The sequence below is a fragment of the Bifidobacterium sp. ESL0825 genome, assembly GCF_052606465.1.
The window spans coordinates 1690543-1715004 of sequence record NZ_CP199589.1; the positions used below are offsets into that span (position 1 = coordinate 1690543).

Annotated in this window: 17 protein-coding genes and 4 tRNA genes; 10 read left to right on the top strand and 11 right to left on the bottom strand. The window is 54.2% G+C overall.

Going from position 1 to position 24462, the window contains the following annotated elements; genetic code table 11:
- The first annotated feature begins 154 nt into the window (after window positions 1-154).
- From ACUIAG_RS07165 to nhaC, 3 genes are all read left to right on the top strand, one after another.
- Entirely contained in the window at window positions 155-979 is an 825-nt protein-coding gene (locus ACUIAG_RS07165) for a helix-turn-helix transcriptional regulator (protein WP_445339495.1), read from the top strand.
- Between the two features lie 100 nt (window positions 980-1079).
- Window positions 1080-2264: a MalY/PatB family protein gene (locus ACUIAG_RS07170; protein WP_445339496.1), complete on the top strand. Its 1185-nt coding sequence runs from the start codon at window positions 1080-1082 to the stop codon at window positions 2262-2264.
- Window positions 2261-3742 (top strand): Na+/H+ antiporter NhaC, encoded by a 1482-nt coding sequence (nhaC, locus tag ACUIAG_RS07175; protein WP_313839860.1) that lies wholly within the window; start codon window positions 2261-2263, stop codon window positions 3740-3742. The genes ACUIAG_RS07170 and nhaC overlap by 4 nt, the downstream gene beginning before the upstream one ends.
- Window positions 3743-4004: 262 nt before the next feature.
- Here nhaC and ACUIAG_RS07180 read toward each other — a convergent pair whose 3' ends face one another.
- Window positions 4005-5453, bottom strand: coding sequence for a PrsW family intramembrane metalloprotease (locus tag ACUIAG_RS07180; RefSeq protein WP_445339497.1), 1449 nt, complete (start codon window positions 5451-5453; stop codon window positions 4005-4007).
- Between the two features lie 35 nt (window positions 5454-5488).
- Window positions 5489-6226 (bottom strand): hypothetical protein, encoded by a 738-nt coding sequence (locus ACUIAG_RS07185; protein ID WP_445339498.1) that lies wholly within the window; start codon window positions 6224-6226, stop codon window positions 5489-5491.
- 325 nt (window positions 6227-6551) lie between these two features.
- Between ACUIAG_RS07185 and ACUIAG_RS07190 the strand changes: the two genes are divergently transcribed.
- Both ACUIAG_RS07190 and ACUIAG_RS07195 read left to right on the top strand, forming a co-directional pair.
- Window positions 6552-6836, top strand: coding sequence for a helix-turn-helix transcriptional regulator (locus ACUIAG_RS07190; RefSeq protein WP_029679073.1), 285 nt, complete (start codon window positions 6552-6554; stop codon window positions 6834-6836).
- A gap of 1007 nt (window positions 6837-7843) precedes the next feature.
- Window positions 7844-8548: a hypothetical protein gene (locus ACUIAG_RS07195; RefSeq protein WP_445339499.1), complete on the top strand. Its 705-nt coding sequence runs from the start codon at window positions 7844-7846 to the stop codon at window positions 8546-8548.
- Window positions 8549-8768: 220 nt separating this feature from the next.
- Here ACUIAG_RS07195 and ACUIAG_RS07200 read toward each other — a convergent pair whose 3' ends face one another.
- The 4 genes from ACUIAG_RS07200 to ACUIAG_RS07215 all read right to left on the bottom strand — a co-directional run bounded on the left by ACUIAG_RS07200 (window position 8769) and on the right by ACUIAG_RS07215 (window position 10239).
- Complete coding sequence (locus ACUIAG_RS07200; RefSeq protein WP_445339501.1) at window positions 8769-9095, bottom strand: hypothetical protein; 327 nt, start codon at window positions 9093-9095, stop codon at window positions 8769-8771.
- 51 nt (window positions 9096-9146) lie between these two features.
- Entirely contained in the window at window positions 9147-9305 is a 159-nt protein-coding gene (locus ACUIAG_RS07205) for a hypothetical protein (protein ID WP_445339502.1), read from the bottom strand.
- A 750-nt stretch (window positions 9306-10055) separates the two neighbouring features.
- Window positions 10056-10128 (bottom strand) — tRNA-Ala (locus tag ACUIAG_RS07210).
- Window positions 10129-10165: 37 nt separating this feature from the next.
- Window positions 10166-10239 (bottom strand) — tRNA-Ile (locus ACUIAG_RS07215).
- A 305-nt stretch (window positions 10240-10544) separates the two neighbouring features.
- Between ACUIAG_RS07215 and ACUIAG_RS07220 the strand changes: the two genes are divergently transcribed.
- The 3 genes from ACUIAG_RS07220 to ACUIAG_RS07230 all read left to right on the top strand — a co-directional run bounded on the left by ACUIAG_RS07220 (window position 10545) and on the right by ACUIAG_RS07230 (window position 18580).
- Complete coding sequence (locus ACUIAG_RS07220) at window positions 10545-11066, top strand: YgjP-like metallopeptidase domain-containing protein (protein WP_445340385.1); 522 nt, start codon at window positions 10545-10547, stop codon at window positions 11064-11066.
- Between the two features lie 366 nt (window positions 11067-11432).
- Window positions 11433-15443, top strand: coding sequence for a DUF7507 domain-containing protein (locus ACUIAG_RS07225; protein ID WP_445339503.1), 4011 nt, complete (start codon window positions 11433-11435; stop codon window positions 15441-15443).
- 437 nt (window positions 15444-15880) lie between these two features.
- Window positions 15881-18580, top strand: coding sequence for a mucin-binding protein (locus ACUIAG_RS07230; RefSeq protein ID WP_445339504.1), 2700 nt, complete (start codon window positions 15881-15883; stop codon window positions 18578-18580).
- Between the two features lie 31 nt (window positions 18581-18611).
- On the opposite strand, the gene ACUIAG_RS07235 is transcribed toward ACUIAG_RS07230, so the two are convergent.
- From ACUIAG_RS07235 to ACUIAG_RS07250, 4 genes are all read right to left on the bottom strand, one after another.
- Window positions 18612-18770: a hypothetical protein gene (locus ACUIAG_RS07235; RefSeq protein ID WP_445339505.1), complete on the bottom strand. Its 159-nt coding sequence runs from the start codon at window positions 18768-18770 to the stop codon at window positions 18612-18614.
- A gap of 310 nt (window positions 18771-19080) precedes the next feature.
- The gene (locus ACUIAG_RS07240) at window positions 19081-20382 is read right to left on the bottom strand and encodes a tyrosine-type recombinase/integrase (protein WP_445339506.1); all 1302 of its coding nucleotides are present in this window, start codon (window positions 20380-20382) and stop codon (window positions 19081-19083) included.
- A 184-nt stretch (window positions 20383-20566) separates the two neighbouring features.
- Window positions 20567-20639, bottom strand: a tRNA-Ala gene (locus ACUIAG_RS07245).
- A 37-nt stretch (window positions 20640-20676) separates the two neighbouring features.
- Window positions 20677-20750, bottom strand: a tRNA-Ile gene (locus ACUIAG_RS07250).
- A 104-nt stretch (window positions 20751-20854) separates the two neighbouring features.
- Here ACUIAG_RS07250 and ACUIAG_RS07255 point away from each other — a divergent pair.
- Complete coding sequence (locus ACUIAG_RS07255; RefSeq protein ID WP_445339507.1) at window positions 20855-21463, top strand: M48 family metallopeptidase; 609 nt, start codon at window positions 20855-20857, stop codon at window positions 21461-21463.
- Between the two features lie 474 nt (window positions 21464-21937).
- On the top strand, window positions 21938-22705 hold the full coding sequence (locus tag ACUIAG_RS07260) for an SDR family oxidoreductase (protein ID WP_445339508.1): 768 nt from the start codon (window positions 21938-21940) through the stop codon (window positions 22703-22705).
- A gap of 109 nt (window positions 22706-22814) precedes the next feature.
- Here ACUIAG_RS07260 and nhaA read toward each other — a convergent pair whose 3' ends face one another.
- Entirely contained in the window at window positions 22815-24191 is a 1377-nt protein-coding gene (gene nhaA / locus ACUIAG_RS07265; RefSeq protein WP_445339509.1) for a Na+/H+ antiporter NhaA, read from the bottom strand.
- Window positions 24192-24462: the final 271 nt, after the last annotated feature.

Below are 24462 nucleotides of genomic sequence, written 5' to 3' on the forward strand. Positions count from 1 at the left end.
TGGATTTTCAACGATTTGAATAGATGAACGTCTCTTACGAAGATCGTGAATTCGGAAGAGCGACAGAACTAAATAAACAAATAATAGAAACGCTCAACAAAATGTTTATTAAATGGTTATACTATCTTTGGATACTTCACGAAAGAGATGATGTATGAGCAACGATGCACAGTCGGCACGCGACCTCAAGGCGCAGGACAGCGCAGAACGTGCCCTGATAATCCAATCCTTGGCCCAGCTGGTGGAACCGCTGGCATCGCTTATGGCGGATTGTGAGGTTGTGGTGCATGACCTTTCACAGGTGCCTAACACCATCGTAGCTATTGCAGGTGGTTTGACCGGTCGCAAGGTCGGCGATCCGGCGACCGATGTCCTGCTCAAGCAGATGGCTGAGGGTCGAGTGCGCACCATGGTCAACTACAGCTCTGTTCTGCCTGACGGGCGTCGGATTCGTTGTGCCACTATCGCCGTCAAGGATAGCCGAGGGAATCCGGTCGCTGCCTTGTGCATCAACAGCAGTGTCGAGATCTGGTCGGGGCTTCTGAAAATATGCCAGCAAATGCTCTACGGCAGTGTAAATGCAAGCTCTGAATCGAAGTCGGAAGCTGAACTTGATGAAGACTTGGATCAGAACCAACAGCGTGGTGCCGAGAAGGCTGGATCCGAGACAGGGCAGATAGGTCAGGGAACAGGATCGGCCGAAGCGAACTCCACGGGTGAAGCCTTTGTCCACAACCTTGACGATTTGGCAAATATCGTGCTCGACCGTGCTGTTGCCAGCCAGGGCGTACCGGTCGAGCTGATGACGAAAAGCCATAAGAAGGAGGTGATACGACAAGCCAAAGAACAGGGCTTTTTCTTCCTGCGAGACGCGGCCGAGACCTTGGCCGACCGCTTGCAGATTTCACGGTTCACCGTCTACAACTATCTCAAAGAAATAGACGAGACGACCTCCGTTAAAGATAAGAAAAAGCAATAAGCGGGGGAGTAGTACCGAGGCCATGGTGGCCTCAGAGGATCGCATTGCTAATGAAGGCAAGGTATCCGGCATAGTTGTAAAGAAGGAAACAGACGTAATCATGGGTCTTCTACATCCCGTTTCAACCCAGGATCTGGGGAGAATACACAGTATCCGCTGGGATGACGCACATCGTATCTGCGGTGACGATGCCATATCCCTATCGGTGGCAGATATGGATTTCAAAGCCCCGGACCCGTTGGTCCAGGCTGTGGTCGAGCGTGCTCAGGTGGGCGATTTCTGCTACACCTACCTGGACCCCTCATATAGACGGTCAGTGTGTGACTGGTTCAAAAGGCGCCACGGCTGGCAGATCAGTCCGGCCAGTCTGGTGCCGGTAGGAAGAATGGTGGAATCCTTGCCGGCTATACTCAGGGAGGCTCTGCCGCCCGCCTGCTCGGTAATCGTCCCCTATCCTGCATATTCGCCCACTCCAACGGCGATCAAGGCCGCAGGATGCAAGGTTCTTCCGTGGGTGCTGAAGATCGACGGCCAGGGAAAATACCGGTTCGACTTCGATGCGCTTGAAGACCTGCTTGACCAGGCCAGTGCGATGGTAATCACCAATCCGCATAACCCCACCGGTCGTGTATGGACCCGTGACGAACTGGCCAAGGTGGCCAAGGCTGCCGACAAGCATGATGTCCTGGTCATCTCAGATGAGTTCCATGCCGATCTGATCCATACAGGATATCGATTCCAGCCTTATCTGACCTCGACGCCCGAAGCGGCCGGAGGTATCTCCTTTACCTCCCCAGGGAAAACCTTCAACATCGCTGGGCTGGAAACGGCCAACATCGTCGTTCCTGATACTGATCTGCGGCACAAGGTGGAGAAGGCCATCGATGATGCCGGCTGTCATAATCCCCGCTATTTTGCACAAGTTGCTACTCAGGCGGGATATGACCATTGCGCAGACTGGCTGGACGAGCTTTTGACCGAGCTCGAGAAGCACACCGACCTTTTGCGAGACTGCATTGCCGGAATGGATGGTGTGAAGCTGATTGAGCCTGAAGGCACCTACCTGGCCTGGATAGATATGAGAGGGCTGGGACTCGAGGATGAGGAAATCGAAAAGCGGCTGGCTGAGCAGGGCCTGATGCTGGATCCGGGGACTGACTTCGGACTGGGCGGCAGCGGCTTTGTGCGCATCAACCTGGCAACAACTACGCCGATTCTGACCGAGGCACTGTCGCGTATGAATCGGGCGCTTGGCACTTCAAGGGGAAAGGCGACCCTGCAATGACGAAGGAAAAGAAACAAAGGGAGCAGCGTTCCCCCTCCCTGCTCTTGGCGCTGACACCGATTATCGCCATGGCGGTGTTCATGGGGGTTGGAGCCATTTGGCTGGAGCTTCCTGCTGAGCCGATGCTTATCCTGGCTGCCGTGGTGGCAGCGATCATCGCCTACATGCTCGGCCACGGATACGATGAGATGCTCAACACCATAGCCGAGAAGATCGCCGGGATCATGCCTGCCATGCTGATTCTGATAGTGGTGGGCATGCTTATCGGGTCCTGGATGATCGGCGGGACCATTCCCATGATGGTCTACTTCGGCCTCAAGATCGTATCGCCCAAGTACCTCTATCTGACCGCTCTGCTGGTCACGGCCATCACTTCGGTCTGCACGGGAACCTCCTGGGGCTCCGCGGGTACCATTGGCGTGGCCTTCATGGGAGTGGCGCTGGGCATGGATGGCATCAATCCCGCCATCGTCGCTGGTGCAGTGGTCAGTGGCGCCTATTTCGGAGACAAGCTTTCCCCTCTGTCCGGAGACACCAATCTGGCTGCGGCCATCACCCATGTGAATGTGTTCACGCATATGAAGCACCTGTTGTGGACCACCTTCCCCTCCTTGTTGGTGGCAGCGATAGTCATGTTCGTGGCGGGCCGTGGGGTCCAGTCCACAGGTGGCCGCGGCTTTGACAAGGTCGCCGAGATGAACAACACGCTTTCGCAGGCCTTCACCTGGAACGTTGTCATGCTGCTTATACCCCTCCTGATCATCCTGATCGGGTCGGCGTGGAAGAAGCCGACCATACCGGTCATGCTGCTCTCGTCGGCGGTGGCTATGTTCAATGCCGTCGTCATCCAGCACTTCTCCGTCACCAATGCATTCAACGCCATCGTCAACGGGTTCGACACCTCTATGCTTCCCAAGGGCTTCAACTTGGGCCCAGCAGCCAAGGACATCACCAGTCTGCTGAACCGAGGCGGCATGGAAAGCATGATGAGCACCCTCCTGATTGCGTTCTGTGCCCTCTCTTTCGCAGGGGTGCTTTCGGCCTCCGGAGCTTTGAACAAGATCGTGGAATCCCTGCTCAAGATCAGCAAGAGCACCGGCTCATTGATTGTCGTCACCCTGCTGACCGGCATCCTGACCATATCCACTACCTGCAACGGCCAGGTCTCCCTCCTGCTGCCTGGCGAGCTGCTGAGGCCTGCATACATTCGCCGAGGTCTGCATCCCTGCAATCTTGGGCGAAGCATAGAGGATTCCGGCACCATATTCGAGCCGATCCTGCCCTGGACAGCCGCTGGCGCCTATATGGCGGCCACATTGGGCGTGCCGACGCTCTCTTATATGCCTTGGGCAACCCTCTGCTGGACCGGCGTGATCTTCGCCACCATCTGGGGATACACAGGAATCGGCATCCGCAAGCTGACACCGGATGAGCAGAAGACCATGCTCGCCGAGCTGGATAAGGAGAAGGAAGCGTAGAGCCGTTTCTCTGCTATAGCTAATCGGCGCCACAACCGGGCAATGCCTGTTGTGGCGCTTTCCGAATCTCACGTACCCGTCCCAGAACCTTAGCGGTCGGTCCGGTGTTGACGATAGTCATTGGAACGACAAGGACTGTCGCGATGATTAGTGCTTAACGTGCAATTCGAGGTTATTCTCGTGAGCCGTTCCCAGCGATTCAATTATTTTCATATCCCTTGCACGCTTATGGGCCAGTTACATGTGGTGACTGTTGAATGGTTTACTGCTGGGGTTGAGCAGTGTTGCCCGGTATGGTTTGCAATCGGCTGATTTGTTGCAGACCTGAGTTGATGATTACGAAGAGTACTGTCCAAGCGAGCACGATAAGAATTAAACGGTACAGGTTGGAGTTGATAACAGCATTGTATCGGAGCTGGGGAATGAGGCCCAGGTCCCAGGCGGTGTGCAGAACGATAGGGATCCAGAAAAGGGAGAGGAATCTCCTGTCCAGAAAGTGCCTGGTTTGTAGCTTGTCCCCGTTCATAGCGATGAGCAGTGCTGCGCCGGTGATGGCTGCCCAGGCGACGTGGCCGCCGATCGACATCCACCCACGCAGAATCAAAATACTGTTCATGGCGGGGAATCCGCATGTTTGAATGATCTCATCAAGAGTCATTTGTGGGGTGCAATTTGAATTTTGTACAATTGCTTTCACGTTAGTTAATTGATCGAATCCGTATCCGGCAGTTTCAAAGACGGCAAATCCGGCTCCGATCGCACCACCGATGAGCAACCCGTTGAGAATGTACCGGGGTTTGAGAATCTTGACGAATACTGCTAATGCTGCCAGTTTTGCCAGTTCTTCTACAATGCCAGTCATCAGCGGTAAAAACCAGCCCACACTGACGGCTGCCGTAAACCGATCCAGGAACATGGTCGCAATGAGTGAGAGTACGCCGCCGATGAATAGCATCTGGAGCACGGACCAGAAACTGATGTTTCGTGGCGCGTTGCATTCGAAGAAGAAAATAAGCGTGGAGAACGGTACCGCCAAGGCCCCAATGAAAATCAAGCCAACGTAAGAAGGGACTATTTCGTTTACGGATTGTAGGAAGTAGAGGAGCACATAGGTGGCAATGAAAAATACGAGGATGCGCGAAAACAGCCAGGGTCTGGGCCAGGTGGCTGCGATGTCGCCTTCCCGGGGAGTGGTGAAGGTGGTACCACCGATGAAAATTCTTTCGGCTTCCTTTCGTGAGTGCTTCTTGAACACGTTGGAGAAAGTGTCCTTGAGGTTGATATCTACTGCTCCTTCACCTCCAGCAAGCCGATTGATCGCTGCCGTGACGTTGAAGCTTGCCTTCTGGGTCGGCTGCGTTGCAGGCCCTCCGGGAGGCGTTAGAGGCTGCTGCGGGTATTGGTAGGGCTGCTGATAGGCGGTATTCTGCTGTGGAGCTGCCATGTAGGGAGTGGATGGTGATGGTGGAAATTGTTGCGGTTGGGCTGGTTGCGGTGCTGTGAACTGGCTGGGTCGCGTTTCCTGTCCTATTGCAGACGCCGACTGCGGGGGCGCGATCGGTTGCTGGGTATCAGCCGGAGTTTGCATATGGTCTGGGGCCGTGCTCTTTTGGAATTCGCCGTTTCTTAGTGCCGACTGGTATTCCTCCATGGTAGGTTCCCTGCCGTTGGCGGCGATGAAACCTTGATGCCACTGCTGTGGTGTCATCATTGCCTGTTCTCCTTTGGGTGTGACGGATTGTGGTCTCAGTTGTTGCTTGAGGGGAATGCGGCTGGAAACTCCTTGTGCAACATCTGAATCGCTTCCTTTGCAGTATTGGCAAATTCCTTGTTCGATTGGCTGGCTTTGTCGAGCTCTCGGTATTTGTCTGAGGTACATGGAGCGATTGGGTTTTTCGTGTTAGCAATATTTTCAGCAGACTGATAATCGTTCAACATGCTTTGGGTCAAGGTTTCGTATCCCGTATTCGCTAAGTTGTAATCATCAGTATCCTCATCGATAGTTTGCAAATCCTTCTTGAGGATCTTGAGATTATTCTGAGCCGTTTGCTGGTTTGCTTGACATGAGGCCAGCGATGTGGTTTCGATGTGATTGCCATAAGCAAACAGCGCCCCGAGAATAATGGCTACGACCGTAATGATGGTGATGATGATGTTTCTAACTGTGTGTGGTTTCTTGGCTGCGCTCACCGGGGCTGAAGGCATCATCATGCCGGTCTGTGGTTGATACGCATACGCTGGCTGCTGGATCGGCATGCCTTGAGGCTGCATTGTCGCCTGTTGCTGGCCTGCCGGCGGCTGTGGGTACTGTGCGGCTTGAGTAGGGACTCCCGCCGGTGCCTGGACAGTGTTTTGGGAGTTGCCGTTGTTGGGGTCGTTGAGTTGGACGTCGCCATTTTCTATGGCGTGCTGGAGGTCGTCGGAACTGGGATCGCGTCCGTTGACCATCTGGAAGTAGTCCTTCCATTCGTCGATGCTGGCCATGGGTATTCTTTCTCTTTCTTCTGGGTGGATGGAATTGATGGCGATTGTTTTTGGGTCTGTTAGGTGCCGTAGTTGGCTTCATGGAGTGCGTGATCTGGCATACGGCGCCGATGGTTGTGGAGGGTTCATCCTTTTCTGAAGCCAGCCGTGCCACGAGCGTGGTGTTGTTCCCATAGGCCCTCCTCGGCGTGATCCCAACTACGGTGCGTGGCATTTTCTGTCCTCGGCCCGGACTGCTGTCAGACCTTCCCTAAAATCGCCAAAGCTGAAATTATGCTACATCTATGTAGCTACATGAATGTAGCAATTCGTTTTGCTGGAAACCGTGGGAACGCATATCAAGACAGCCCGAGACTGGGCCGATTACGTCAGAGAGCTTGGTCAGAGCCTGCAGAGGATACGAAATGCGCGCGGCCTGAGTCAGGAGCAGGTGGCCTATGGTGCCGGCCTGTCGCGATTACAGTACCAGCGCTTGGAATGGGGGCATAGTTCCCCAAGCCCAAAGGCCTCGAATCCGACGTTGAAGAGCCTGATAGCGATCGCTGAGGTGCTTGACTGCACGCTGGACGAGATCATTCCAACTGACTGGCCGGATCTACGCGCACGATAGAGTTGTAGGCGCGATGTTCAGCCCGGGTCCCATAGCTCAAGGTAGCTAGCCAGATGATAGCGAGCGCTTAGTCGACGGCGAAGATGTTGTGCAGTCTGGGACTGGCGGGGTGCCGGGGCTTGGTTCTCCACGTTCAAGCTTCCAGTTGGTGAAGCGTGAGAGGCCTCAGCCCAGGTACTATCCGGGGAATTGATCCTTGTTAGGTGAAGGTTGGCATATATTTAGTGTTGTAAAGATGACAGAGAAGATGCATTTCGCTCTATGAGCTTCATTCCTTAGAGTGTCCACACCCATGGCATCGTTTTCAGCCATATCCTAGGTACAGTTAGATAGTCAATATTTGCCAAAAGATGATCTAAAAGGAATCTTGAAGAATCCCGGAAACACTACCTGTAGAGCTAGCCGGGCTCCGTATATTCACAATTTTACTTGTAATTGCAACGGTTCTCATCAATGAAGATCAAATCGTAACCTATTTCGTAACCTATTATTGAACAAACCTGGGTCTTAATGACTCAATATGAGCAACTTCAACTCGAAGTTTCTGCCATTGATATGTTTCAGTTTCAGATAAGGTAAAAAGCAAGCAAAAGGAATGTCATGTCTGCGTGGGCACGTGTGCATGACATAATAAAAATGCCGCGGCATCCAGTACATGGCACACTATGTTTGAAACGGCAAGGACGTGCCCCGTTAACAGGGGATGGCCGTCGGTGGAGAGAGAAGGGCGACTGTGAAGGAAAACGGAAACGGGGATGCCTCGAGACGCAGGCCTGCAGTCATTGTGGCAGTCCTGGTGCTGGCGGTAGCCGTCATCTGCGGCGGGGGACTGTGGTGGCATAACCACACGGTCCGGGAACACGATCAAGTTTACCTCATACCGGGCGGCGGTCAGGGACTATGCAAGCCAGGAGGGCCGATATCGCTCATACCTGGACTCCGACGAAGTGCAGTCCGCCTCTGCCATCAAAGAGGAAGAGGTCAGCGATGCCAAGACGGTCCTGGCCATGTCCAGGGACGTGAGAACCACCAAACCCGCATCGAGCAGGAAGGCCAGTGCTAAAACCGCCCTAACGGGGGATGCATCCACCGGGGAGCTGAAGAAGGCGACCGAAAACCTGGCCGCACAGATCACGAGGATGAAGACAGAAGTCAGAACCATCAAGGCCAAGGTGCTCGCCGTGAACACTTCTAAGGCCCACAAGCTGCTCTCCGACGCTATCGGTAATGCAGACAAAACCCTCGCTGATTCCAACGGCAAGGTGCCCGATGGGAACCACTCCCGTGATGAACTAACCAAGACCCTTGACTCGGCCAAGAAGACCCTTGAGGACAGGAAATCGGTTCTTAAGACCTTCGCTGATGCCAAGACCGCCCTTGATACTAAAACTCAGGCTGTAAACAATGCTGTTAATGCTAAAGCCGCTCAGGATGCTGCTGATGCCGCTGCTGCTGCACAAGCCCAAGCTGCGAGCGCTGCTACAAGCGGTGGTTCTTCATACAGTGGCGGTTCTGGCTATCGAGCACCTTCCGGGGGTGGTTATAGTTCTCCCTCTGGTGGAAGTGGTTACCGCGCTCCTTCCGGTGGTGGCTCTGCCCCTGCACCTTCTACTGGCGGTGGCGGCCACCCTACTTCGGTTGGAACTACAGATGGTTCTAATGCTACAGGTCATTGGAAAGGCAACCAATTCATTGGTGAGCAAGAGTTCTGATATTTTTTAGAAGAATATCCGGGTTCTTCTCCTGTTTATCGGGATTAGAACTCACTCTATAACTGAATTAGAGTTTGGTGATAGGTTTTGATATGAGCTACTTCTGTTCCTCCCTCCCCATATTAAATGATTGGTTGCCAAGCGGCTATAGCTGCTGGTTGGGTTCTAGTCTCTACAATTGAATAATGACGCTACTAATCTGACGCCTGGTCTGTGTAAATCATGGTTTCAAGAGGCTGATTATCCTGGATGGATCATTGACGAATTCCGATTGCCATGTCTTGGCACTGATAACTTGGACGAGCTTGCCTTTCCCCATATCATCCCGGGTGATGTCTTCATCGCTGAACCCAGCGGCATGCGCATGGTCGAGGAACCTGTTCCACAGGCTATCCAGAACCGAGTCTTCCCTCCTGCAACGATGACTGTAGTTCAGCACCCGACGGCCTTTCATGACCTTCTCGATGGAATGCAACACACGCCAATACTGCTGGTCGCCCCCCATGGCGCTGCTCCAGGTAATTTCGCTGGTTGCCTTGTTGACCACATGAAGCCCCGAAGCATCCCATGAGGCATCTTCCCCTTTCCTAAGCGGGAACTAGAACCTGGCCAGCCTCTCATCAAGGCACAGGAACGCCAGCAGTTCGAAGAACCCTATCGACTCACCGCGTCCAAGCTTGCCCTGGTCGTTGAGCATCTCCGCTGCCGCATGCCTGGCATCTGCCTTGTTGGCATACCTGGATATTCTGTCGGACATCGCGATGGTACTGGTCAACGGCAGCATTGAGAACCCCTGAAGCGAGCAGTCGAAATTGTCGGCTTTCAGACTCTTCTTCCATCGCCCATACAGACGGAATACCCTGGGGGGTGCTGAAGTAGCAGCAGACAATGCAGGTGGGATGGTAGCCGCTATCGCAGTTCCAGGTGACCTCGACGGTGCTGATCATGCCGCAAACTCCGAATCTCCTCCGGTCGCCCTGGCTCCGGGACCCCATTCCAGGACCCACCGGCTGTCAGAGCGCTCCGGGCATGACCCAACGCGTTCATCCGCTTATCCGGCTTGTCAGCAAAGGAATGCCCGATTGTGAACGTGGCGAACAGAACCTGATGGCCGATGCCGTCCCCGAGTCCATCATGCATGAACCAGTCCAGCCCCCTCGACAGCTGGCCCACCCTCTCGGCCGCCATCGACTGCGAACACCTCGCACACCGCCTGGAACCGCAATGATACAGGCCACTGATATACCGCCTAGCCCCGGTACCCTCATCGATCTGCATCACCGACAACTGGTCTTCACCACCTGTAGAGGCGGCCCGGGGACTGCGAGAACAACAGCGGATGGATGGCAGTGAGGAGGCGCCCCATTGCAGGGACTTCATCTGCCAGTGCAGCTCTCGCGCAGTGGCATCATCATTCACTACCAGGCCGCCGTCGGATAGTTCCCCTTTTATCAAGGAAAACCATATGAAAAAAGGTCTCCTAGCGGAAACCCGGAAACCCTACCTGTGGAGCTAGCCGGATTCGAACCGGCGACCCTCTGCTTGCAAAGCAGATGCGCTACCAGCTGCGCCATAGCCCCGTGAATGTGAAAAGAACTTCAACCGCGCAAGAATGCGTGGGCCTGGGAGGACTTGAACCTCCGACCTCATCCTTATCAGGGATGCGCTCTAACCAGCTGAGCTACAGGCCCGTTCCACGTGCAAAATAGCACAGCTATATAGGATAGCAGTTCCTCTAGAATTGTCAATGTGAACAGATGCATGTCATATGTACTAGGATGACAGGTCAGGCTGATTACGTATTAACAACCATGAAAGTAAGTAGATTCAAATGATGCATCCCGCTCTCAATTCTTCGAAGGAGGACCTCAAGGTTGTTCAAACTGGGGCAGGAAGGGGTGCCTCTTACGGGATGGATCTTAATGGCATCGTGGTTATGGTTACCCGTAAGCCCATCCGCAACATGTATCTGAGGGTCAAGGTTGTGAAGGGTGGGATGGCAGATATCCGAGCCTTAAGTTCTGAGCCCTTCTATGTCGAGGTTTCAGCACCACTTCGTATCAGTGACCGGACCATACGGTCCTTTGTTGAGCAGAGGCAAGGTTGGATTCATGCCCAGGAGCAGAGGCTTAAAACTTCCCTCAATAATCGCGGACACGGTAGACCCATAGGTTTTGAGTGGACCCCGGAACGGCAGGCTCAGGCTCAGGCCCATATTCAAGCCCAGCTTCCTGATCTCCTTGAGAAATGCCAGTCTATTGTCAGGCGTAGCCCCAGTCATATCACCCTGAGGATTATGACCTCACGTTGGGGTTCATGCACGCCTGAGACAGGTCGTATCCGATTAAATTTGCAGCTGGGGTTAATGGATGAACGCTTTCTGGAGTATGTGCTGATCCATGAACTGACCCATCTCTGGGAGAGGGGGCATGGTTCAGGCTTCCAGTCTCGGATGGACTCTTACCTGCCCCAGTGGAGGAAACTCCGGCGGGAACTCAACCAGCAGATGATCTGGTGATACTGGCAGATGTAATTAGATTGTTACCTGCCACTCATGTCGGTCAGGTCTGCCGAGTGCTGTTCAGTTGTCTTTCCTTGGGTCAGGTTGAAAGGGATGGGAAGGCCTGACTGGTCTTTTGCTTATATGTCTGTTACCCCCAGCTTCATTCTGTTGCAAAACCCTCATCTGATTCCCCTGATATCGCAAGCCCCATTTTCTTATGAGCAGAATTTATCAATTTCGATTTGGAGTCATCATAGAAAAAGGTGTGGCACCCTTCGATACACGCCCTTTTTCATATAATTTGATTATTGTTCTTCAACCTCCCTACTATACTGATAGTATTGGGGATAAATTACCTCTGTCTACTTAAGGGGAAGAGACATGGAAAAGAGAAACTTTTCGCATATGCTTCGGAAGAAGGGGTTGGTCTACTTAGTTGTGGCGCTTAGCCTGGCTGTCGCATTGGTAGTTGTGGCCTTTCTGGTAAAGCCGACGGGTGCTTCGGCTGATCAAACAACACTGAATTCGATATCAACAACAGTCATAGATGATGGATCTAACCAATCCATTCCTGAAGACTCTTCCACAACTGATGGCGTGGTTTCACGAGGGAATTCGGTCGGCTTAGATTGGACAGTGAATGTGAATGGATCAGGACAGGTGACCCTTTCCTCTTCACTACCAGAAGGGGTTACCTGGGATGAGACCAGCTTCGCCTTGGCCGGTCTGATCAATCATACTGGAACAGGCAACTATACGTCTAGTCCCACGGTCAGTCCTGATAAGAGAACCTTGACGGTTGTAGTTAATTTTTTAGATGGAACTCTGCCGTCTACAACTATTGTTTTTCATAATTTGCGCTATAAGGTGGATCCCACCACTCCAATTGGAACCAAAATAGCCCCAACTGTGATTGCTGGGTCTGATGGTGTTTTGGTAGGAGAGCAGAATGAGCTGACAGTTGCAGGGCTACTGAAATACAATTTGGACAAGGACGCGGACATTTCTTCACCAGCGCAGATTTATGATCTGACGAAACTTACAAAAAAGGATTTTGGTGATGGGAATGGGGAGGTGCCTGCTGTACCACTGTCATATAAGTTGGTACTGTCCTATCTGGATGAGTCTCAGCTGGGTGTAAATCCTGAGGAACGGTTTGATGCACCCTTGACCTTGCAGGATACGATAACCATTCAGCAACCCGATGGGACTCCAGTCAGTACGCCACTCCTCTATCAGATCATTAGTTCGACACCCCTTGGAGCAATTCTTGACACAGCCCCTAAAAAGACGGATGACAAGGGTTCAGCGCAAGCAACTTTCAAGATGCCGACAGTCAGTAAAAATAGGGATAGCGCCAGAATCTCATATCAGGTCTGGATCCCTGCTTCAGTGCTCCCTGATGAGAACATAGAAAGTGGTGCCCATTGGTCTATCACCAATCAGGCCGATGGTGCAGATATCAAACTGTCGGGTCAGACCGCCACTAATAACGATCCCTCTAATGGAAATACAACAGCTGATTTTGCGGCGACTTCCAAGGAGCCCGGCGGTGGCGGTGGCGGTGGCCACTCTACCTCCTGGAAGGTTGGAAATTGGGATACCTGCCTCTCTTCAGGTTCTGGTTGCTCAGGGCACAACTACCATAAGTCCAATGGCGATAAGCTGACTGTTGGGAAGCATGCCCTCATTTACCTGAATGCCAATGTCAGGCCTGCCTACAGGTATTCAAATGGGAACCGAATTAATAAGAATTTTGCAGCGGATTTCACCTTCACCTGGGATTCGTCAATCATGCAGGTTGACCAAACCTACACCCCCCGTCTGGTCAGTGGAGGATATTCTTCGAAGACAGATTTTACTGCAGTTGGTTACCGTTCTTATGTGACCACTACCGACATAAATAATAGGGGGGGTATTGGTGGTGCAGATGCCCCCAAGTGGGTAGATTGGAACTCCTATTCAGGAGATTGGGCTGATGTTAAGGGGGTGCGAATCTATTCTGAAAATTATTATCCCAGTTCAAATGCTGAAACTCTCGTTTCAGGTATGGTGAGGGTGAGGCAGATTCAGGACTCCTATTCAGGCAGTGAGAAGGCGACGGTTCCTACCCGTCCCGTCATGATCAATGTTGCTTCACACAGCTGGGGTGCTGGAGTCCGTGAAGGAACCTCCTTCTACAATCTGTACTGTCGTGATGTCCAGGGGAAGATTACAACCACCGGCATCAATACTGATACCAATACTGACCAGGGGCTTTCTGGACAACCAGTAAAGTATGTGGTCAAGAACATGTCTTTATCAGAACCCTGGTATCCTACGGAGCCTGTTACTAAACAGGTCACGCCTTATATAAGGGTTTGTATCCCCTCAATAATTCATGCAGTGGATTACAGCTCGGCAGAATCGAAGTACACGGTTCGTAGTGTATCTTCTTCAGATCCCACCCGTGTTTGTGGCGCGGCTACAGCTGAGTATATTTTTCAGGTGAAGACTCCCCTTAACAGGAACGCTACCCTGCCACAATTTGAAATTCGAGGAATTACCTCCACTTTGCGCCCAGACTCCGTTCCTGCCAGCGATGAGACTTGGCCCCTGACCCTGGAAGCGCAATTGCATGTCAGGGGTGGAAACTATATAGCTCAGCCTTGGACTGCCACCAGTGAGTCTACAATTACTGTTGCTCAGGCTTCTACAAAGGGATTCACCAAGTATGCAGTTGATGAGAATGTTGAGCAGGGTTCCGATATACAGTATCGCATTGATAGTTTCAATTTCACCAATATTCCCGAAGAAGTGGGCATGACCCTGCTTGATGTCCTGCCCTATGATGGTGATGGAAGTACGCAGGTGCATGGTTCCCTGAGCCTCAAGTCGCTCAACCTTCTTCCCTCCAGCTCGGCAAAGTTAGAATTTGAGGTGACAACCTCGTCCGAGGTTCGGTCGGCAAGTCCTAACTGGAACTCAGTCACCTGGGTCCCATATACGAACCTGTCGCAGAGTCAGCTGAATCAGGTCACTGCGGTCCGCACCACTGGTGATGTCAGTATTAATGAGGAAGCAAGCCTTACGGTCACCTTGACGGCCCCTGAAACTAAGGAGGGGGATACAATTGTCAACCAGGCCTTTGAGGTTCCAGGTGGAGATTTAAGCAAACCTGATGAATGGAGAAAGTCTGATCTGGCTCAGGTTAAGGTAATTGCTGCTGCCATTTCAGGCCGTGTGGTAGAAGACAGCAATAAGAACGACACTGCTGACAGCTCCGAAACTGTGCCCACAGGTGCCAAGGTCTCTGTCTTCAAGGCAGACAGTGAGGGCAAACCCACTGGAGATGCTCTGCAGACGACCAAGGTTGCTGACTCTTCAGGAGAGTATAGCTTTAAGGAACTGGACACAGGAGACTATGTTCTTCTGCTTGATCTCAGTGGTTTAACAAAGGCTGAGGGTTGGGCTCCCCTCTTCGCTCCCCAGGGTGCTAAGAAAACCCTTACTTCTGGTCTAATCCATATAGTTGCTGGCCAGGTAGTGAGTGGATGTGACTTTGGAATTGTTAAAAAAATTGATCAGGTCAGTATCACGAAGACTGCCAAAAATGGTAATGAGATTGATCGGGCCAATAAGACCCTGACCTATGACGTTACTATTACTAATTCAGGCGAAACTACCTTGACCAACCTGTCTGTTCAGGATCTGAAGGATAATGTCATCCAGGGTGAGGTGAGTTGGCCTGGTGCTTCCGGAATCCTGGAACCTGGCCAGCAAGCCACAATGACCTGTTCATATCTCGTCACCCAGGCTGATTTTGACTCCGGGAGTGTATCGAACCAGGTTTTGGTTCATGGGGATGGCGTCTGGGTTAAGGTTCAGAAGGAGGCTGACACAAGACTCAATTTTAAGCTTGAACCAGGCCTCCAGGTGACCAAAACAGTCATTCCCGCCGGTGGTAAGACTGCCTCGGATCTGAGGCCTGACGACATCCTCCAGTATGAGATTGTGGCAAGGAATACCGGCAATGTGACCCTGACGGATGTGAGCATCTCTGATTCCCTGCCAGGTTTGAGCACCCTGACTCTGCAATGGCCGGATTCAAAAGAAGAAGGCCAACTGGCACCAGGCCAAGAGGTGAAGGCAAAAGGTGAATTGAAGCTTACTGAAGATCATTTCCGAGCTGGTTCGGTAGATAACACAGCTACAGTCACAGGAAATCCACCTAAGGGGGATCCTGTGTCAGAGTCAGGAAAGGCCACAATTAAATTGTCCTGGGCACCGCCTGTGCCCTCACTCCCTCGTGCTGGCGGTAGTGGACAGATTGGATTCTTCCTTGCAGCTGGCGCTTTACTCCTTACATGGCTTGCTCTGAAGCGTCGGAATGAAGGATCTATCAGAGGATAGGAGGTTGTAGTCCTGTTAAGTAATTATTTGGGCAAGATACCTGGTAGTGGTTCTCTCATCTTCCCACGGTGGAGTCTGTTTTTCTCCTTAATGGAATCTCCTGTTAAGGAGAGAAAGAGCCTGAGCGGGGTGAGGGGTCTGTCCTCTACCTATTTGCCTGTCCACTGGCAGAAGTTGGGATTGGTTGTATCATCTGGGGCAGCTGGTGAGTTCTTTCCTTCTCAAGTTAGGAGGTGCTTATTCCCTGAAACTGCCTCCGAAAGGGAAGGGTTGGGTGATGTAATCCAGGATCCGAGGAATGTTGCCTAAAAGGATGGGTCTCAGGGATACATATAAATGCTATGCTATTTGAGATAAGGGTATTGGTGCAATCGCGTCCCAGGGGAGACACCCATTGAGGGTTGTCTGTGGTGCGGTTGATTTTTAGGTGGGGTCTTATGCGTAAAAGAGTCAGTAGTATCATCATTGGCATCTTGTTTCTCATACTTGCGTCATTGGGTCTTCTTTATTTCACAGGGGAAGCCCACGCTTATGAGTTTGACGTCAATGATGGAGATCGTTTCGTCAGTGACTATGATGCCAGGTACACCTTTCCTAATTCATCGGCTATGAGGTTGGCGGGTAAGTCCAGATGTTCTGGAGCTGTTGTGGGGAAGGATTATGTGATGACTGCTGCGCATTGCTGGAATCCGAGCTTTGTAAAAGTCTATGATGAGCATGGCAGAGTAGTGGGTAACTGGTACATTGATAGGGATGCCTCCCATTACCATCCCCGTTGGAATGCATATGGAGATTTGGCCTTGGTGAAGGTAGATCCCATCCGGCGGGCAGATGGGACCTACCTTCACCTCGGAGATGTTAGAAGGCCACTGACTGTCATTGATAATTACCATCCCGCCAAAGGGACGAACCTTACCTCTATTGGATACCCTAAGTGGGCAGGGGATCATCAACAGGTCACGAGAAAAAATACCGTCAGGGATATTAAGAAAGACGCCCTCCGTACCTGGTTCAGTGGTGGTGGAGGAGGACTATCGGGTGCACCTCTGGTGAATAATGAGGGGCAGTTGATTGGCGTATACCACGGGAGTAATCCAGGTGTAGGTTGGTATTGTTTAATTTCAGATAATCTGTACTCAAATAAGTTGAACGAACGGTGGTATCAGGACCTACTCAATAATACCAAGATACGGGAGGAGACGGCACGGATTTATTTCTATCCTGACGCAGCAGCCGCTAAGGCTCAACGAGCTGAAATCGATCCAGAGGGTACCTACCTTGAGAAGCATATTGATGAACCTATTACCAGTGATGATCTCTTTGACCAGGCTTCTAAGGTTCTCCCTGCCGGGCATCATGCCGTAACCCTGATTGATGGTGTCAGAAAGGTAAACGAGGGCAGCGGAATCAGGATGCCTCTTGGTGGATATCGGTTTTATGTGAGTGATTCAAAACCTAACACCTATACAATTCAGTTCGACGGGAATGCCTCAGGGGTATCAGGAACCATGAAGGATGAGTCGGCGGTCTATGATTCTCCCAGCACCCTGTCAGGAAATAACCTCTCCCGGAAGGGGTATACCTTCACTGGCTGGAACACCAGCAAGGATGGTACTGGCAGGGCTTACAGAGATGGGGAGTCCGTATCAAACCTGACCAAGGTGCATAAGGGCAAGGTAACCCTTTACGCCCAGTGGAAGGCCAATACCTATGCGGTGACCTTTAACCCCAATAAGGGTCAAGGTGTCATGAAAAAGCAGGACTTTGTTTATGATGCTGCTCAGAATTTGTCAGGCAATGCCTTTGCGCGCCCAGGTTTTACCTTTTCAGGTTGGAATACCAAAGAGGATGGTTCAGGTCAGGCATATGCAGACGGAGAGTCTGTCTCCAACCTTACCTATGCATCTGACGGTGGGGTAACCCTCTATGCACAATGGACAAGAAACCAGGAGTCGGCCCTGGTTACCTACCTGGATGATACTGATGAGGAGCGGATTTTAAGTACCCAGGAATTGACTGGCCTATTTGATTCCAGGGACTCCTACCGTACCAAGGCTACGATTGACGCATATCGGGATGCAGGCTACGAGCTGGTTTCAGACAATTATCCGTCAGAGGGGGTTCTTTATGACCGGCCTGGGATCGTCCAACACTTTGAGGTACATCTGAAACATTTGAGTTTGAGCAAAGATGAGACAAGGGATGTACAGCAGAAAATCAACTACATCTATATTGATGGCAAAAAGGCGGCTGACAGCTCTATTACCAACCTTTCCTTCATACGAACCCTTGCAACCGACAAGGTCACGAACCAGATCACTTATGGTGACTGGAAGCCACTTGGTGGATCTTCCTCCTTCCCGCCTGTGATCTCTCCCAAGATTATTGGCTACACACCTAGCCAGGATCGTCTTGAGGAGGTAAGTGGCGTGACGGGGGATACGCCGGATCAGGAGATAACAATCACTTATGCCCCCAATAAGGAGGAGGCGAAGGTTGTCTATCGAGATGACACTCTTGGTACAATCCTGTCCACGGAGCACCTGTTTGGAAGTTATGGCTCCACCTCTGATTACAGGACGGTCTCCAGTATCGATTCCTATCAGAAGGCAGGATACGTGCTTGCAGCGGATGAGTATCCAATTACAGGCGATATTTTCGGAAAGGATGGGGTGATTCAGGTCTTCGAGGTGCATCTTCAGCACGGTATCACAACCACCAATGAATCCAAGCAGGTAAGGCGAACAATTCATTTCCTTAGTCGTGATGGCTCCAAACTTCTGGATGACCGTCAGTTCTCCCTGACCTTCAGAAGAGAGGTAAGGAAGGACAATGTGACTCAGGAAGTAACCTATGGCGACTGGATGCCCTTGGAGGGGGAGACCTTCCCGGCCGTGGATGTTCCCCGGTTGGATGGGTACATTCCCCAGCAGGCCAGGGTTCCGGCGGTTGAGCATGTGTCGGGGAATGATGCAGATACTGATGTGACTGTGACCTATAAGGCCGAGGAGACCAAGGGGCTGCCTGCTACCGGTGTATGGCTTGAACCTATCTTGGGACTCATGGCTATGACCCTGCTTCTGGTCAGTGCCTTGCTGGTTTCCATGCGCCGCTTCAGGCCGCATAACAGGGGCTGAAACCTCACCCTGGTATATGGGGGTTGGGATCTTAGGAGGGTGCTTCCTGCCGGGAGGCTATCAGCCGGTTCACGCTGGACACTGACACCCGCAGGAATCCCGCGGCCTCATCCTTGGTCAGCAATTCGGGCAAATCGGAGAAGTCCGGGCAGCCCGGGTCAGGACTCCGGGCACCTGCACGACACCTCATGACCGAGTTCTTCTTGTGCGTATCTGAAGATTTCATATTTCCAGGATGAGCCGCCGCTCCGTCTTAATCAACCACTGCTCCGAACGCCCATATCGGCGGTATCCCGGGCTTTTCAGGGTCTTCCAGCACGACGGAAACCCGTCCTCTGAGGATATAGGCACGCTTCGTAAACACCGACGACGCTCCTCGCGACGGGGCATGCAGACCGCATACGAAGAGGGGCTTCCCAGGTCTGAAACCACGTCCCAGAAGTGTGAAGATTTTGTGTGGCGGACGGCTTCGTCGTCATCCACCACTCACGGTAAGGGTGTCAGCGAGCGGATATGCCCCCGAGTTCTGCCTCCAAACGGGCGACCCGCTCACGGTCACGTTCAAGATCGGCGCGTGCCTCCTCCAGTTCCTTGCCCACCAGGTCCCGGGTCCTGACCGGTGCAACCAGCGCATCGAACACCCGGTCCATCACTTGGCGCTTGCCCGTATCGGTGGCGCGCTCGTACAAATCCAGGCTGATTTCCGGGTCGGCATGCCTGGCAAGCTCCTGCACATCCTTGGGGGTGCCGCCGACCCTGGCCGAGGTGGTGATGGAAGTGGCCCTCAACGTATGGAAATGCAGGTCGGGACGGTCCGCCGCCATCCTGGCCTTGTCGAACTGGCCACGCAGCGTGTTGGGAGACATGATGGGCCGCCGTGCCGCATGGATGACCAAGGCATCAGAGCCCGGGTCGCAGAACCGCTCCAGATGTGCCTTGAGCATGGGCACGAACCCCCGAGGGATGGGCAGGTCGGCCCGACTGGTATCGGTCTTGGTCTCCTTGAACCCCAGGGCTCCCACATCCCCCTCGCCACGGGTCAGGGCACGACGTATGCGCATGATGCCATGCCGGAAGTCAATGTCCCCGCGCTGCAAAGCGCACACCTCCGAGATGCGCAACCCCATCACCGCCCCCAGGTACACGCTGATACGCGAATAATCCGGCATGGCCCGGTAGATGGCCTCCAGTTCCTCACGGGTGGCGGCGGGAATCTCCGACTGATGGCTTCTGGGCAGACGCGGATTGGGCCTGATGCAGGGGTCCTGTTCGACCAGCCCCTCCGCAAATGCCTTACGCATGATGGCCTTGAGCATCTGATAGGCGCGACGCAAGGCATGCACGCCATCCACATACCCGCCGTCCAGCCACGACTCCACGACCGGCGCGGTGATATCACCGACCATCATGTCCCCGAAGAACCCGTCCAGGTGGGACAGGGCCTCGCGCTTCTTGCGCATCGAGGCGGCAACCGGGCGACGGCCATCGGGTGTGCGGTACCCCTCGACGAAACCGCCGGCGTAATCACGGAACCGAATCACCGCGACCTGCCTCTGCCGCTCACGCTCGGCGGGGGACAGCCATCTGACACGGTCCCGGAAGCACTCGTCCCGATACTTCTCCTCCGCATCCAGCCAGGCCTGCGCCATCGCCTTGGCCCCCAACGGGAACCCCTTGTACACACGCTTGGACGGGTCAAGCGGATTGACGTACCTGGCTTTCAGGGACACCGCCTCACCGCGGGCGTTCTTCCTGAGCGTTATCGTGCCGAACCCCGAACGCATGGCTTTTCTCCTAGGCATGAAGCCCGAACCTCTCAGCCCGGGCGCGTAACCTAAATCGTAACCTAACTCTGGGTTATCCCGGGCGGTCCTGGACCATCCTGACAATATACCGGTACCTGTCGGAGTACCCGTAAACCGTTGGAAACACAAGGAAAACCATATGAAAAAAGGTCTCCTCACGGAAACCCGAAAACACTGCCTGTGGAGCTAGCCGGATTCGAACCGGCGACCCTCTGCTTGCAAAGCAGATGCGCTACCAGCTGCGCCATAGCCCCGTGAATGTGAAAAGAACTTCAACCGCGCAAGAATGCGTGGGCCTGGGAGGACTTGAACCTCCGACCTCATCCTTATCAGGGATGCGCTCTAACCAGCTGAGCTACAGGCCCATGCCGTGTGACCGAAGAATCACACAAATGGATAGCTTACCATAGTGTCCTCTCAAGTCAATCTCGGCGGCGTCGCGTCGCGTCTTGGCGGAAGAATGGGGGTCATGAGGCGGAAACGGCGTGCGGAACCAGTCCGATCGGAGCAGTTCGAGGTCGGTGGCGAGACTGTTCTGGTCATCAGGAAGCGGATCGCCAACGTCTATCTGCGGGTCAAGCCGCCTGACGGCCATCTGGAAGTGACGGCGCCTCTGGCCCTGAGCGACGACCGGATTCGTGCCTTTATCGACGGCAAGCGCCGCTGGATCGCAACCACTAGAGAACGTCTGGCCCGCTCGCGCGATGTCTACGCCCAGCCCGGAGCCGATGGTCAGCTGTCGCCGGACCGGTCCGAGGCCGAAGCCAAGAGAATTCTCCAGGAGAGGCTGCCGACTCTGCTGGATCGGTGGGTCCCTGTGGTAGGTCGCCGGCCTGAGCGCATCAGTCTGCGAAAGATGGAAACCCGCTGGGGTTCCTGCACCCCCGCCACTGCCAGCATCCGGCTCAACACCGACCTGGCCTGGCTGGATCCTGACCTGCTGGAGTATGTGCTGGTTCACGAGCTGACCCACCTCTACGAGCATGGCCACGGCCCCGGCTTCCGCGCGCGAATGGATCGCTATATGCCCGACTGGACCGAGCGCCGTCGTCGACTCAACCGCTATCTGGCTTTGTGACCCGCAAAGCTTAGACGTCTGAAGTTATGAGTTCTAAATCCGTGACTTCCGGAGCCGTAAAATCCTCATGAGTCCTGAACTTGTGGACGGGGAGCTTGTAAATTACGAACCTGCGGCATCATCCGTGCTGAAGATTTCGTGACCAAACCCTCGCTAGGCCATCTGGTGCGAAGTTGAATCGGTTTTTGATACGTCCTATCTATCCTGAACCGACTATACGGTCTGATTCAGCCCGATCTGACTTTGCTCTGTTCTGACTCAACTAATCTGCCTTTGATTCGTTCTGGCTCTACTCAAGCCTGGTTTGATGTGCCACATTGGTCATCGAAGACTGACAGGAGACTGCCGCAGCCCATGTTGGTGCGCTAGCGTTGAGGAAGAGGGATGGCACTGCAGCAGTTAGGCAGGCTCTCTGTAGCCCGGAGGCGCGTGTGGAGCCGATCCGGGGCAATCGATCATGAAGGAGCAGTTGAAATGACGGAATCCAAGAAGACAACCAAGCGCGCCGTGGTGACCGGTGCCTCCAGCGGCATCGGCCAGGCCAGTGTGCGGGCCTTGGTGGACAAGGGCTGGAAGGTGGTCGGCCTGGCCCGGCGCGAGGACAAGCTCAAGGCTCTGGCTGACCAGCTGGGTCAGAACTTCACCTATGAGGTCTGCGACGTGACTGAGGAGGCCTCCACCCAGGCGGCCGTCGATGCCGTGCTCAAGGGCGGGCCGGTCAAGGCTCTGGTCAACTGCGCCGGCGCGGCCTTCGGCAAGGACCCGGTGGCTACCTCCAGCCTGGACGACTGGCGCGGCATGTATGAGCTGAACGTCATCGGCACCCTGCGGGTCATCCAGAAGCTGCTCCCGGCTCTGAAAGAGTCGGAGGGCACGGTCCTGGTCATCTCCTCGACGGCAGGCATCGAGCCCTACGAGGGCGGCGGCGGATACTGCGCCTCCAAGGCGGCTGAACGGGTCATGGCCCGTATTCTGCGGCTGGAGCTGATCGGCCAGCCGGTACGCGTGGTCGACATCGCCCCGGGCCTGGTCCACACCGACGAGTTCTCGCTGAAGCGGTTCGGCGGGGACAGCGACCGGGCCGATGCGGTCTACGCCGGTGTGCCCGACCCGCTGACCGCCGACGACATCGCCGGATGCGTCACCTGGGCCCTGGAGCAGCCCGACACTGTGGACATCGACCAAATCGTGGTCCGTCCCCGGGCCGAGGGCTCCTACACCAAGCTCTACCGTCGCAGCTGAGTCTGGTTGGGGGCCGATTCTGTCAAAACTGATTCCTGTCAAAACCGAGTTTGGCAGGTTGATTCTGACAGGAACCGGTTCTGGCAGAGGTGAGCCTTGGCAGCTAAGCCTATGTGTGCCTGGCGGAACGTAGTCGACCGGGGATAGTGCCCACGGCCACGATGAGCACGGACAGGACCGACCCCGCCAGCACACCCAGCAAGGCTGATTCTAGGTGTGGGGATCCGGCGAAGGCCAGGTTGGCGATCAGGAAGGACATGGTGAAGCCGATTCCGCAGAGCTGGCAGAGGCCGATCAAGTTCCCGGTCGTGGAGCCGGCAGGTCGCCGCAGTCCCAGACGACCTGCCAGGATCAGCATGGTCATGATCCCCAGGGGCTTGCCCAAGGCCAGTCCCAGAGTGGCGCCCCAAAAGACCCGGTCCGTCAGCAGTCCGGGTCCCAGCTGATCCAGGGAGATGGACAGCGAGAAGAAGGCGAAAAGGGGTAGGACCACCAGGGCGCTCAAAGGGGTCAGGAAGTGGTCCAGCCGTTCAGCCGGTGATAGTGTCGGGTTGCGGTTTGGCTCAATCTCAGTTGGTTCAAACCCAGCTGGTTTGGTATTGGCTTGACTGGTCACTGGTGGATGGGTCTCGGTCGGCTCGGTACCGGATGGTTTTGTATCGGTTGGCCTATGCTCGGTTGGCTCAGTTAAATTCGGCGCGGTACTGGCCGAAGGCTCTTCCGCTTCTGTTGCTTCCGCTTCAGATGCCTTCGACCTGGTAACAGGGGTCAATAGGCCCATCGCTACTCCCGCGAGCACCGGGTGGATTCCAGCCTTGAAGAGGCCGTACCAGGCCAGCAGGCCGCCGACAAGGGCACCCAGCAGGAACAGCGGCATCAACGGTCGCCAGAGCCGAGCGGAACGGCTCGCCGCTCGGACCAGCAAGGCCCAGACCACTAGGCCGACCAGGCAGACAAGCAGCCAGCTCGGTTGTCCCAAGCTGGAGTAGCCCAGGGCGATCAGAAGGACGCCGATCAGGTCGTCGAAGATGGCCAGAGTCATCAAAAAGGCCTGCAGGGCGGGCCCGGCCTTGGGCAGGAGCAGTTGCAGAGCCGCTAGGGAGAAGGCTACATCGGTGGCCGTTGGGACAGCCCAGCCGCGCAACCCGGCAGGGGAGCCCAGGTTGAACAGGCAGTAGATCAGGATCGGAACGGCCACACCGCCCAGGGCGGCCAGCATGGGCAGCAGGACCTGCCTGTGGTCGCGCAGAGTGCCCGTGGCAGCCTCCTGGCGCAGGTCAAGGCCCATGGTCAGGAAGAATATGGTCAACAGCCCATCCTGTATCCAATCCTTCAGGGACAGGTTCAGTCCACCGGGCAGGTCCAGAGGAATCCAAGCGGCAAGAGCGTTCAGCCCCGGCCCGGTCTCTGGCAGATTGGCCAGGATCAGCCCGGCCAGGGCGCAGACCATCATGAATAGCCCGGTGATTCGATCGTTTTCTGCCAATGAAGATAAGGTTGCGAAAAAATTTGAAAGATGGAGTCGATTGTGCCGGCCTCTGTCAGATCCGCCCTGCCCATGCTGTGGATTTGATGGTCGGGCATTTGATGGCTTGGAATTCTGCTGCGAATTCGAAAGTCGGGGGTCTGATGGTTCGGGGTCCTGACGACGTGGATTGATTTGAGATGTCGGGAATGTAGGCGTGGGCGGCATGATGCTCCTGGTCGGGCGGATAGGGTTCGGTCTTCTTTGGCCGACCAGTCTTCCCGGCGTAAGG

What these genes read in the sequence shown, in the direction of transcription:
- nhaC (WP_313839860.1), top strand. Translation starts at nt 2,261, where the DNA reads ATGACGAAGGAAAAGAAACAAAGGGAGCAGCGTTCCCCCTCCCTGCTC.
- ACUIAG_RS07230 (WP_445339504.1), top strand. Translation starts at nt 15,881, where the DNA reads ATGCGTAAAAGAGTCAGTAGTATCATCATTGGCATCTTGTTTCTCATA.
- ACUIAG_RS07220 (WP_445340385.1), top strand. Translation starts at nt 10,545, where the DNA reads ATGGCAGATATCCGAGCCTTAAGTTCTGAGCCCTTCTATGTCGAGGTT.
- ACUIAG_RS07170 (WP_445339496.1), top strand. Translation starts at nt 1,080, where the DNA reads ATGGGTCTTCTACATCCCGTTTCAACCCAGGATCTGGGGAGAATACAC.
- ACUIAG_RS07185 (WP_445339498.1), bottom strand. Translation starts at nt 6,226, where the DNA reads ATGGCCAGCATCGACGAATGGAAGGACTACTTCCAGATGGTCAACGGA.
- ACUIAG_RS07165 (WP_445339495.1), top strand. Translation starts at nt 155, where the DNA reads ATGAGCAACGATGCACAGTCGGCACGCGACCTCAAGGCGCAGGACAGC.
- ACUIAG_RS07260 (WP_445339508.1), top strand. Translation starts at nt 21,938, where the DNA reads ATGACGGAATCCAAGAAGACAACCAAGCGCGCCGTGGTGACCGGTGCC.
- ACUIAG_RS07205 (WP_445339502.1), bottom strand. Translation starts at nt 9,305, where the DNA reads ATGTCCGACAGAATATCCAGGTATGCCAACAAGGCAGATGCCAGGCAT.
- ACUIAG_RS07235 (WP_445339505.1), bottom strand. Translation starts at nt 18,770, where the DNA reads ATGAGGTGTCGTGCAGGTGCCCGGAGTCCTGACCCGGGCTGCCCGGAC.
- ACUIAG_RS07240 (WP_445339506.1), bottom strand. Translation starts at nt 20,382, where the DNA reads ATGCCTAGGAGAAAAGCCATGCGTTCGGGGTTCGGCACGATAACGCTC.
- ACUIAG_RS07195 (WP_445339499.1), top strand. Translation starts at nt 7,844, where the DNA reads ATGTCCAGGGACGTGAGAACCACCAAACCCGCATCGAGCAGGAAGGCC.
- ACUIAG_RS07225 (WP_445339503.1), top strand. Translation starts at nt 11,433, where the DNA reads ATGGAAAAGAGAAACTTTTCGCATATGCTTCGGAAGAAGGGGTTGGTC.
- ACUIAG_RS07180 (WP_445339497.1), bottom strand. Translation starts at nt 5,453, where the DNA reads ATGATGACACCACAGCAGTGGCATCAAGGTTTCATCGCCGCCAACGGC.
- ACUIAG_RS07255 (WP_445339507.1), top strand. Translation starts at nt 20,855, where the DNA reads ATGAGGCGGAAACGGCGTGCGGAACCAGTCCGATCGGAGCAGTTCGAG.